The 11,493-nt window shown below is 56.5% G+C and carries 9 protein-coding genes; 2 read left to right on the top strand and 7 right to left on the bottom strand.

What is annotated here, in order from left to right; all coding sequences use genetic code 11:
• The first annotated feature begins 58 nt into the window (after nt 1–58).
• Entirely contained in the window at nt 59–2,368 is a 2,310-nt protein-coding gene (locus ACORNT_RS07920) for an ATP-dependent helicase (RefSeq protein ID WP_321397822.1), read from the top strand.
• 39 nt (nt 2,369–2,407) lie between these two features.
• On the opposite strand, the gene ACORNT_RS07915 is transcribed toward ACORNT_RS07920, so the two are convergent.
• Together ACORNT_RS07915 and ACORNT_RS07910 are read right to left on the bottom strand one after the other, a co-directional pair.
• Nucleotides 2,408–3,166 carry a head GIN domain-containing protein gene (locus ACORNT_RS07915; RefSeq protein ID WP_321397819.1) on the bottom strand — a complete coding sequence of 253 codons (759 nt, stop codon included), beginning with the start codon at nt 3,164–3,166 and terminating at the stop codon, nt 2,408–2,410.
• 51 nt (nt 3,167–3,217) lie between these two features.
• Complete coding sequence (locus ACORNT_RS07910; protein WP_321397814.1) at nt 3,218–3,853, bottom strand: head GIN domain-containing protein; 636 nt, start codon at nt 3,851–3,853, stop codon at nt 3,218–3,220.
• Between the two features lie 214 nt (nt 3,854–4,067).
• Between ACORNT_RS07910 and ACORNT_RS07905 the strand changes: the two genes are divergently transcribed.
• Nucleotides 4,068–4,988, top strand: a complete 921-nt coding sequence (locus tag ACORNT_RS07905) for a 50S ribosomal protein L11 methyltransferase (protein WP_321397811.1) — start codon at nt 4,068–4,070, stop codon at nt 4,986–4,988.
• An 85-nt stretch (nt 4,989–5,073) separates the two neighbouring features.
• On the opposite strand, the gene ACORNT_RS07900 is transcribed toward ACORNT_RS07905, so the two are convergent.
• From ACORNT_RS07900 to ACORNT_RS07880, 5 genes are all read right to left on the bottom strand, one after another.
• On the bottom strand, nt 5,074–5,325 hold the full coding sequence (locus tag ACORNT_RS07900) for a hypothetical protein (RefSeq protein ID WP_321397809.1): 252 nt from the start codon (nt 5,323–5,325) through the stop codon (nt 5,074–5,076).
• 194 nt (nt 5,326–5,519) lie between these two features.
• Complete coding sequence (gene ligA, locus ACORNT_RS07895) at nt 5,520–7,619, bottom strand: NAD-dependent DNA ligase LigA (RefSeq protein WP_321397806.1); 2,100 nt, start codon at nt 7,617–7,619, stop codon at nt 5,520–5,522.
• A gap of 3 nt (nt 7,620–7,622) precedes the next feature.
• Entirely contained in the window at nt 7,623–9,290 is a 1,668-nt protein-coding gene (gene recN / locus ACORNT_RS07890) for a DNA repair protein RecN (RefSeq protein WP_321397803.1), read from the bottom strand.
• Between the two features lie 17 nt (nt 9,291–9,307).
• Nucleotides 9,308–10,093, bottom strand: a complete 786-nt coding sequence (locus ACORNT_RS07885; RefSeq protein ID WP_321397801.1) for an outer membrane protein assembly factor BamD — start codon at nt 10,091–10,093, stop codon at nt 9,308–9,310.
• A gap of 215 nt (nt 10,094–10,308) precedes the next feature.
• The gene (locus tag ACORNT_RS07880; RefSeq protein WP_321397798.1) at nt 10,309–11,433 is read right to left on the bottom strand and encodes a methyl-accepting chemotaxis protein; all 1,125 of its coding nucleotides are present in this window, start codon (nt 11,431–11,433) and stop codon (nt 10,309–10,311) included.
• Nucleotides 11,434–11,493: the final 60 nt, after the last annotated feature.

Genomic DNA, 11,493 nt, shown 5'->3' with positions numbered 1-11,493 from the left:
AATGGCACCGACCATATTAATCTTTTAAACTTAGTACCACTTAGTTTATAACTCCCCCATGTCTGATCCCTTTGACCTTGATGATTTGCCGGACGAGTTCGGACCGGCTTCCGAACCGTCTCAACCAGCCGGTCCGCCCCCCTATATGGACGGCCTGAACGGGCCGCAAATGGAGGCGGTTGAAGCCATGGACGGGCCGGTGCTGGTGCTGGCCGGCGCGGGCACCGGCAAGACCCGGGTGCTGACCACGCGCCTCGCTCACATATTGGCGACCGGCCGGGCTTACCCCGGGCAGATCCTGTGCGTGACCTTCACCAACAAGGCGGCCCAGGAAATGAAAATGCGGGTCGGCCGTATCATCGGCGAGGCGGTCGAGGGTATGTTCTGGCTCGGCACCTTCCATTCGATCGGGGTCAAGATCCTGCGCCGCCACGGCGACCTTCTGGGGCTGGAAAGCAATTTCACCATCCTGGACACTGACGACCAGTTGCGGTTGCTGAAACAGCTGATCGAGGGTGCCGGCATTGACAACAAACGCTGGCCGCCGCGCCTGCTCGCCTCCCTGATTGACGGCTGGAAAAACCGCGGGCTGACCCCCGACAAGGTCCCGGCCAACGAAGGCCACGCCTATGCCGACGGCAAGGGTATCACCCTTTATAAGGCCTATCAGGCGCGGCTCAAGCTGATCAACGCCTGCGATTTCGGCGATCTGCTGCTGCACTGCCTGACATTATTCCAGAGCCATCCGCAGGTGCTGGCCGAGTACCAGCAGAGATTTCGCTATATCATGGTCGACGAGTACCAGGACACCAACGTCAGCCAGTATCTGTGGCTGCGCCTGCTGGCCCAGGGCCATAAAAACATCTGCTGCGTCGGTGACGACGACCAGAGCATTTACGGCTGGCGCGGCGCCGAAGTGGGTAATATCCTGCGCTTTGAGAAGGATTTCCCCGGTGCCAAAGTGATCCGGCTTGAGCAGAATTACCGCTCCACCAGCCATATCCTCGGCGCCGCCGGCGGGCTGATTGCCGCCAACGCCGACCGGCTCGGCAAGACCCTGTGGACCGAGGTCGATGGCGGCGATCCGGTCACGGTCAATCCGGTCTGGGACGGGCGCGAGGAAGCCCGGGCCATCGGCGAGGAAATCGAGGATCAGCAGAGGAAGGGCCACGCCTTAAGCGAAATGGCCATTCTGGTGCGGGCCGGGTTCCAGACCCGGGAGTTCGAGGAACGCTTCCTCACCCTCGGCATCCCCTACCGCATCGTCGGGGGCCTCAGGTTTTACGAACGGCAGGAAATCCGCGACGCCATGGCCTACCTGCGCGTGATCGCCCAGCCCCAGGACGACCTGGCCTTTGAACGCATCATCAATGTGCCCAAACGCGGCCTTGGCGCCGCCACGGTCAATGTGCTGCATACCCTGGCCCGGGCTCAAGGATCGTCGCTGATGCAGGCGGCCCGGGAGGTCATCGACAGCGAGGAACTGCGCCCCGCCGCCCGCAAGTCGCTGGCCCTGCTGGTCGCCAGTTTCGACCGCTGGCGCGATCTTGCCACCACCGAAAACCATGTGGAGCTGCTGGAAACGATACTGGAGGATTCCGGTTACCGGGCCATGTGGCAGAATGACAAGTCGCCGGAAGCGCCGGGCAAGCTCGAAAACCTCGGCGAGCTCAGCCGCGGCATGGGCGATTTCGACAGCCTCGCGGAATTCCTCGAACATATCAGCCTGGTCATGGATAACGAGCAGAACCAGAGCGCCGACAAGGTCAGCCTGATGACCCTGCATGCGGCCAAGGGGCTGGAGTTTGATATTGTCTTCCTGCCGGGCTGGGAAGAGGAGCTGTTCCCGTCCAAGAAATCGCTCGAGGAAAGCGGCCAGAAGGGGCTCGAGGAGGAACGCCGCCTCGCCTATGTGGGTCTGACCCGCGCCCGCAAGCAGGCCCATGTCTATCACGCCTCGTCAAGATATCTGTTCGGCAATTATACCACGCCGATCCCGTCCCGTTTTATCAGTGAGCTGCCCGAAGAGCATATCGAAACCCGTGGTCAGCAGGGCGGCTTTTACGGCCAGGGCTCAAGCCGGCAGCAGAGTTTCAACAGCCCCTCTGGCGGTTCAGGCAGCTGGACCGGGCAGGAAAAATATGAAAAGAACTACCAGCTCGACCGCACCAAAGCCCGCAGGAGCACATCCGGCAGCGCCAGTCGCGCCCCGGCCCCGGCCAGTTCCGCCTTCAGCCTCGGCGACCGTGTGTTCCATGACAAATTCGGCTACGGCAATGTGGTCGCCATCGACGGCAACAAGCTGGAAATCGACTTTGAAAAAGGCAGCCGCCGAAAGGTGATGGAAAGTTTCCTCTCCACAGCCTGACGGCGGCCTGAACTTCTCTTCGGAGGAAGAGAGGGGGAATTATTTCTCGCGGATGATTACATTGCTGTGGCGGCGGACTTCTTTCATGACCTTCTCCGGCTTGCCGGAAATATCCACGGTGCCGGAGCCGATCACTTCCACATCGACCAGGTCACTGGCATAGACCGAGGCATCGCCGGAGCCCATGATCTCCACATCGGCAACTTTGCATTTCAGGCGCTGGCCGTCAAATTCGCCGGAACCGTTGATCTCCAGGTCGAGCTTTTCGCAAGTGCCCTCCAGGGTCACATCGCCGGTACCGTTAATTTCAACAGAGGCATGTTCCGTATTGACCTTGTCGCCGACAACCTCGCCGGAACCATTCAGTTCAACATCCAGACGGCCGACCCGGCCGGACAGATCGATCTCGCCTGAGCCGTTCAGTTCCAGGTTGAACCGCTTGCCCTTCAGCCCCTTGATGGCGCCGTCAGCGGAGCCGTTGATTTCAAGCTGTTCCAGGACCTGCATGGAGATGTTGATTTCCGGTTTCTCACCGCTCCAGTTACGGTATTTGCCGCGTTTGTGGCGGATGGTCAGGGTATGGCCGCGGACAAAGATATCGAGCCGTTCCAGTGTTTCCTCGCTGGCCTCGACCTTGACCGACTGTTTTCGGCCCACTTCGATTTCAAAGTCGACGCTGCTGTCGATTTCAATGCGGTCGAATTCCTTCAGGTCATAGGATTTGCCGCCGGCCAAAGCCAGTCCGGGCAAAGCGGCCGCCATCAGCAGCGCGCCGGGAATAATCATACTTTTCTTCATGCTGTACCTCACTTCGGTTACCTACTACCCGTCATTAAATGCCGGCTGAGCTTAATGGATATCGATGCTGCTGAACAGCCCGTCGCTTGTCTTGACATTTTTGGGTTTGCCATAGACATCAATATTGCCGAAACCGCTGACTTGCGCATCGATGGACTCAGAGGCATAAACCTCTACATTGCCGGCGCCATTGACATCGACTTCCACATCCTTGCATTCCAGGTCCTCTGCTTCAATATTACCTGCGCCATTGAGTTCGATATCCAGCTTGTCACAGGTGCCTTCCATTTCAATATTGCCGGCGCCGTTCAGTTCGATCTCGAAGTCACCGCCGTCAAAGTCCTCGATATCCGCATCCACGGCACCGTCAACCTGAAGCCTGGTGAATTTGGGCAGGGTCACATCCATGTGCAGACTGTTGCCCATGTCGATCTTGTCCTTGTCATAGTCGATCACCAGCGCATTATTCTCGACACGGGTTTTCAGCCGGGCGACCTTCTTCTCGTCGCCCATCACTTCAACCGAAAACTCATCGCCGATATGAACGTCCAGCGACAGGCCGGTTTCGATTTTAATGACGGTAAAACCCTTGTGGTCCCGCTTCTCGGAAAAATCATTATCGGCAAATGCCAGGTTTGCCATAATCCCTGCGGACAGGGCCGTCGCCGCGAATAATATCCCCTTCATGGTCGGTTCCTTCAGTTCATTTTCTTATTGAGCAGTTTATGTCAACTTATGGAATGAGTATAAAAGAATGATCCCCTACTTCACAAGTAGGCGGCCGGCTTCTTGTCGCATATAAGCTATGTCTGATCGCATTTTATCGTGGAAACTGCCGGATTTTGGTTGTTTCCGGCCGCACTTCTCGCCATAAAGGCTGGAAACATAAAGGACCCTGCCCGTGAATATTCCCGATTCAACCTGGAAACTGAGCCTGGCGCTCCCCCTTGACATCATTCCCGCTTTCGAGGAACTCCTCTATGCGCTGGCCGGTGATCCCGTACCAACCTTCAGCAGTTTCGAGCAGAAGGAAACACCGGAACTGTGGATCTTCGAGGGATATTATATCAACCGGCCAAAGGAGGAACAGATCAGGGGGGCGATCGGTTTCCTGAATGAGCTGTATAATATCGGGCAGCCGGACTTCACCATCGAGGAAGTGGAACAGCGGGACTGGGTGGCGGAATCCCAGAAGATACTCAAACCGGTGGATACGGGGAAATTCTTCATTTACGGCAGCCACGACGCCGACAAGGTCCCTGCCGACCGCATCAGTCTGCAGATTGAAGCCGGCCAGGCCTTTGGCACCGGCCAGCATGAAACAACCCACGGCTGCCTTCTGGCCATTGAAGATATCGCCCGCAAGGGACAACCCCAAAACATCCTGGACCTGGGCTGCGGTTCCGGCGTTCTGGCCCTGGCCATGGCAAAACTGTGGAACAGCCCGGTGACGGCCAGCGACATCGATCCCATCGCCACAGACACCACTATCGAAAATGCAGAGGTGAACCATGTGCCGCTGAGCAGTGCGGAACAGGACAGACAGGGCGTCTTTGCCCTGACTGCGGACGGTTTCGCAGACCCCCGGCTGTCCGGGCGCGGTCCCTTTGACCTGATTGTCGCCAATATCCTGGCCGGCCCGCTGATCGAACTGGCCCCCGACATGGCCCGGCACCTTACTCCTGATGGTCACCTGATCCTGTCCGGCCTGCTGGACAAACAGCAGGAAGCGGTCCTGGACGCCTACCGGGCCCAGGGGTTTGAACTTGAAAAAGACTATGCCCTCAATGAATGGCGGGCCCTGACCCTGAAACGGGACTGAGGCCAGTAGGCGCCTGACGGGAACAGTAAAAAAGCCGGCAAAAGCCGGCTCCTTGAGGGTCTGACATCTGAAACAGAACTCTGTATCAGGAAGCGATATTTACCGCCGGAGCGTTATCGTTGGCCGGCTCACTAACAGGCACATAGCCCTTTTCCTGTAGCAGGTCCATGAAATCATAATCGGCCACAATCACGGAACGATTAATTTTTCCGGTCAGCCTGGACATGAAAGCAGCCACTTTATCGGCCAGCTTTACTTCGGCGAGATCTGTCACAGGCACAAGACTTTTGTCCTTCAACAGATCCATGAAATCATATCCTTCGATATATTTTGTCATTGATCTATCCTTAAAATCTGTTGAATTAACCGGTGGTCGTCCGCCGGTGAGCTGTAGATAAAGTTTTATTCAAATTTTTTGTAGATAATAAAATTGCGCGGCAGACATGCATTTAATGCATACCTTGAGCTCAAGAGTATAGTTTCATGCATAACTATAGTTTATAGCAGTTGCCGGTCTTGTGAATTGGCAGATCAGGTCTGGCCGATCATTTCCAGCCATTCGTCTTCCGTAAGTGTCTGAACACCTAGCTCCGCAGCCTTTTTCAGCTTGGAACCGGCCCCCGGGCCAGCCACCACCATGTCGGTTTTGGCGGACACGGATCCGGACACTTTTGCCCCAAGGTTTTCTGCCGAGGCCTTGGCTTCCTGGCGTGACATTTTTTCCAGCTTGCCGGTAAAGACAATGGTCTTGCCGGCAACCAGGGAGCCATCGGTCTTCGGCGCCTCGAACTCCTGGACATTGACCTGCTGTCTCAGGTCTTCGACGACCTGCCGGTTGTGGGGTTCGGCAAAAAACTCGACGATGGCTTCCGCTACTTTGGGACCGATGCCGTCAATATTCAAAAGTTGATCATAGGCGTCACTGTCCCGGTCCCGGGCCGCTTCCATCTGGGCAAGCAATGTATCCATGGTCAGGTAATTCAGGCACAACAGCCGGGCATTCTGTTGTCCGATATGACGGATGCCCAAGGCGTACAGAAATCTGTCCATGGCAATTTCCCGCCGCTCGTCAATGGCCTGCCACAGGTTATTGACCGACTGCTCGCCCCAGCCCTCAAAGTTTTTCAGGCGCTGGAGGTTGCCTTCGGTTTCATCCCGCTCCTTCAGAGTGAAAATGTCTGCCGGACTCTGGATCATGCCCCTGGTAAAGAAGAACTCGATCTGCTTGGCGCCCAGACCGTCAATATCAAAGGCATTGCGGGAGACAAAATGACGCAACCGCTCCACCCGTTGCGCCGGACAGATCAGGCCGCCTGAACAACGCCAGACCACTTCGCCCTCTTCCCGCTCCAGATGACTGTCACAACTCGGGCAGGTTTTGGGGAATTCGATGTTCCGGCCGTCCGGCGCCGCCTCCTGGACCCGCACCACCTGGGGGATCACGTCCCCGGCCCGCTGGACAATTACCTTGTCACCGATGCGCACGCCGAGCCGCTCGATTTCGTCGGCATTGTGCAACGTCGCATTTGACACTACGACGCCACCCACGGTAACCGGTTCAAGCCGGGCCACGGGGGTCACAGCGCCGGTGCGTCCGACCTGGAATTCCACATCCCGTAGTGTCGTAATCGCCTGTTCCGCCGGGAACTTGTGGGCAATGGCCCAGCGCGGCGCCCGGCTGACCATGCCAAGCCGGTCCTGCAGATCAAGACGGTCCACCTTGTAAACCACACCGTCAATATCATAGTCCAGGTTGGCCCGCTGCCGGGCGATGTCGTGGTAATGATCCAGCGCGTCCTCAACTGATCTACAGAGTCTGGTCAGGCTGTTGATTTTAAATCCCCAGTCCCCAAGCCTGGCAAGAGCTTCATATTGGGTGTCCGCCAGCGGCGCGGATAATTCTCCCCAGCCATAGGCAAAAAATTTGAGCGGACGTTCGGCGGTGATGGTGCTGTCCAGCTGGCGCAGGGAACCGGCTGCCGCATTGCGGGGGTTGGCAAAAACCTTTTTCCCGGCTTCGGTTTGTTTTTCATTAAGGGCAAAAAAGTCGGACTTGCCCATGTAAACTTCACCGCGCACTTCCAACACGTCAGGCCAGCCATCGCCCTTCAGCTTTTTCGGTATGTCATCCAGGGTCCTGAGATTGTCCGTAATATTTTCCCCGACCCTTCCGTCGCCACGGGTCAAGCCCTGAACGAAGGCCCCTTTTTCAAAGCGCAGGGAAGCTGACAAACCGTCAATCTTAGGCTCCGCCGTCAGGGTGATTTCATCACTGCCGGACAGGCTCAGAAATCTTCGGCAGCGGTCGACAAAATCCACAACATCCTGATCATCAAAGGCATTATCGAGGGAAAGCATGGGCTTGGCATGCCGCACCTTGGCAAAACCGCTGGCCGGGGCAGCCCCGACCTGGCCGGAGGGACTGTCTTCCCGTATCAGGTTTGGAAACAGCTTTTCAATTTCCTCGTTCCTGCGGCGCAATGCATCATATTCCGCGTCGGAAATCTCCGGCATATCCTGCTGATGATAGAGCTTGTCATGATGAGCGATTTCAAGGGCCAGCCGTTCAAGCTCGTCGCGGGCCTGGGCCTCTGTCAGTTTATCCGGGGCAATAGGATTCAGATCAGACATATATTATCCCTGCATCAGGCTTTTCGCTGCCGCCCGGGCCTCGTCCGTGACGGTTGCCCCGGCCAGCATGCGGGCAATTTCCTCCCGCCGGGCCTCTGCATCAAGAGCTGTTATGGTCGTGTTCATTTGCCCGGCTTCGCCAGCCTGGGATTTCGCAATCAACCAATGACTGTTGCCCCGGGCCGCGACTTGGGGAGAATGGGTAATCACCATGATCTGGGCATGTTCCGACAGCCGTTTCAGGCGTTCCCCGACCGCATCGGCCACCGCCCCGCCGACACCGCGGTCGATTTCATCAAAAATCAGCGTCGGCACCGTATTCTCGCTGGCCAGCACGACCTTGAGGGCGAGCATAAAGCGGCTCAGTTCACCGCCCGACGCGATCCTGATCAGGCCGGCGAATGGCGCCCCCGGATTTGTGCTGATTTCAAATTCCACCTTTTCACCGCCCTGGGCACCCCACTCCTCTTCCGGCAGGGGCGTCAGGGTTGTCCGGAACTTTGCCTTTTCCAGTTTCAGGGGCGGCAGTTCCGCATTGACCAGTTCGTCAAGCCTGGCTGCCGCCTTCCGGCGGGCGTCACTCAGAACTCCAACGGCCTGCCTGAAGCGCTCCTCGGCCTGCCTGACCTCACCGGTCAGGCGGCGGATTTCCTCGTCCCCGAATTCCAGCGCCCGAAGCCTTTCGGCAAAATCGTCCCTCAGGGCCGCAAGCTGGTCTACCTGGCAGTTGTGTTTGCGGGCCGCGGCGCGAAGTGAGAACAGCCTCTCCTCGCTGTGTTCCAGATCCTGCGGGTCAAATTCCAGGTCACGCAACGTCTGTTCCAGCCGGGCAATGGCTTCCGCCGTTTCAATGGCCGCCCGGTCCAGGGACTGCACGACGGATTCCAGCAGGCCGTCAGACTCCGCCATCCGCTCCAGACGCCGAAGCGCGCCGCGCAGGGAGGCATCCGCCCCCTTGTCATCAAGCAGATCGGACAACACCTCATTCAGGCCGTCGGAAAGTTTTTCCCCCTTCATCATATGGGCGCGTCTTTCCGACAATTCCTCTTCTTCCCCTTCCTGCGGGGCAAGGCTATCCAGCTCTTCCAGATTGTAACGGATATATTCCTCGTCCCGGCGCGCTTCGGACAGCTTGTCTTCTTCTTCCTGCAATAGGCGCCTGAGGCCGGTCAGTTTGCTGTAGCTGCTGCTGACATCCTCCAGCTTGTTCCTGTAGTTGCCATAATCATCAAGCATAAGCCTATGCCCGGCCGGGTTAAGAAGACCGCGTTCATCATGCTGGCCGTGTATTTCAACCAGCATTTCGCCAAGCTGGCGCAGCAGCCCGATACTGACCGGCTGGTCATTGACAAAGGCCCGGCTGCGACCGTCCCTTGACAGCGTTCTTTTGAGGATCAGTTCGCCGGGCTCATACTCCAGTCCCTGGTCTTCAAGGACAGACCAGATCGACAGATCTTCCGGCAGGGAAAATTCGGCAATGACGGTCCCCTGTTCCGAACCATGACGCACCAGGTCGCGCTCGCCCCGTTGTCCGGTGGCAAGCCCCAGGCTGTCAAGAAGAATGGATTTCCCCGCCCCCGTTTCACCACTGAGGACAGACAGGCCGCCTGGCACAGGGATTTGCAGCCGGTCAATAAGAACGATATCCCTGATGGTAATGCCAATCAGCATCTGGACGCGAATGCCTCCTAGTTGGAATATTTCTGCATCAACTCGTAACTGAATTTATACCACTTGCTGTCCGGATAGTTATGCCCCAGAACGGCAGCTGTTTTAAGGGCCTCGGGATAAATCCCCAAGGACATGTAAAGCTCCGTCAGGCGGTGCAGGGCTTCCGGGACATGACTAGTGGTTTCATATTTTTCCACCACTGTACGGAACCGCTTGATGGCAGACATATGTTCTCCGGTTGTCTGGTAGAAACGGCCGATTTCCATCTCCTTGCCAGCAAGGTGATCTTGGGTCAGGTCAATCTTCAGCCGGGCATCCTTGGCATATTCAGAAAGGGGAAAACGACGAACGACTTCAGTAAAGGCACTCAGCGCCTGTTCGGTAATTTTCTGATCCCGGCGCACATCGGCGATCTGCTCGTAATAACACAGTCCGGTCAGATAATAGGCATAGGCCGCATCCTTGTTGCCCGGATGCAGCGAGATGAAACGGCCGGCCGTCAGGATCGCTTCCTGATATTTGTTGGCCATATAATAGGAATAGGCAGACATAAGCTGTGCCCGGCGCGCCCAGACAGAATAGGGGTGCTGACGCTCGACCTCGTCAAAGGCCACAGCCGCATAGCGATATTGACCCTTGTTGATATATCCCAGGGCCCAGTCATAGATTTCCTCGACCGACCTGTCCTCATATTTCAGAGTGTCGCGGCCGGAACAACCTGCGAGCAGCCCCAGAGCCGCAACCAGAAGGATCGCATTCTTTGCTATCTTGAAAAAGGGAGATTCCCCGATTTGAAAATTCATACTCTACCCGTCTTTTCCGCGCCCTGAGCCTTGCTTCCGGGCCGATGTTTCTTAGCCTTGTTAATCCCTCTATCCCGAATCTGGCAGGACTATAACACGCCAAACAAGAAAAGAGCCAACCCCTTTTTACATGCGGGTTGGCTCTTTATCAATAAAAACAAATTCGGCAAAATTCTGGCCGCTGGAAAACTCCCGCGGCGGGGCTCGGGATGACCCTAGTTCGCCTGATGCAGGATCGTTCCAACTTCTCTCTTCAGGGTTTCAATCTGACTGATTGCCTTGTCGGCAGCGCCATACACCTCGTCGGCCATCCGGCTGGTATTTTCAGACGAACTGTAGATTTCGGAGATCTGCTCCGAAGTCACACTGGTGCCGCGGGCCGCCTGCTGGATATTGCGGGAAATTTCCATAGTCGCGGCATTCTGCTGGGTGATGGTGGCAGAGATTGCAGCCGAATATTCATCCACCTGATTAATCTTGGTGCTGATTTCCTCGATGGTCTGGACTGTATGTTTAATCGCAGACTGGATATTTTCCACCTGGGCGACAATATCGTCCGTGGCGCTTGAGGTTTCATTTGCCAGGTTTTTCACTTCGGAAGCCACAACGGCAAAGCCCTTGCCCGCTTCCCCGGCCCGCGCCGCCTCGATCGTCGCATTAAGCGCCAGAAGATTGGTCTGTCCGGCGATCGTCCGGATAAGTTCGACCACCCGGTCAATCTGGTTTGCTGAATCTTCCAGCCCCTTGACCGCATCGCCGGCAGAAGCCGCGCCTTTCACCGCTTCTTTCGTGACCGTCGAGGACGCATTCACCTGGCTTGTGATCTCGTTAATGGAACTGGACAGTTCTTCAGTGGCCGACGCCACCGCATTTACATTACCGGTGGCTTCATCGGCTGTTGTAGAAGCCTGACGGCTCTGCGCCACATTCTGAACCGCAAGCTGCTTCATTTCTTCAGACACGCCGGACAGCTGCTGCACGGAAGCCGCAAATTCAGACATGAAGCCGGAAAATTTATTTTCCAGTGTCGACGTCAGGGCCTGCGAGGACTGCTGATTTTTTTCAACGGCTTCGACGACGCGTCGATCGGACTGATCCAGAACATCGTTCAGGGCCTGAAAGGCTCGCGCCACGTGATCTCCCTGGCCGCGATCAACGGTCAGGCGACCCTGAAGGTTTCCAGCCAGCACTGATTCCAGGGTCTGGGCCATCTGGGCGAAAGCCCGTTCATAATTTTCACATTTTTGTTCAAATACGGGATCAACACCTACGGGATGAGACGTTGCTTCGGTAATATTTTCTGTAGTCGGAACTGATTTCGGAGAGGAAAAAAAAGCCATTTAGCTACCCTAATAAAGCAGGTTATAAATTAAATATCGGTAATATTTTCAGGACGTTGG

Origin of the sequence: Emcibacter sp. (genome assembly GCF_963675455.1) — a bacterium.
Classification (GTDB): domain Bacteria; phylum Pseudomonadota; class Alphaproteobacteria; order Sphingomonadales; family Emcibacteraceae; genus Emcibacter.
This window is presented reverse-complemented; position numbering and strand designations above follow the sequence as displayed.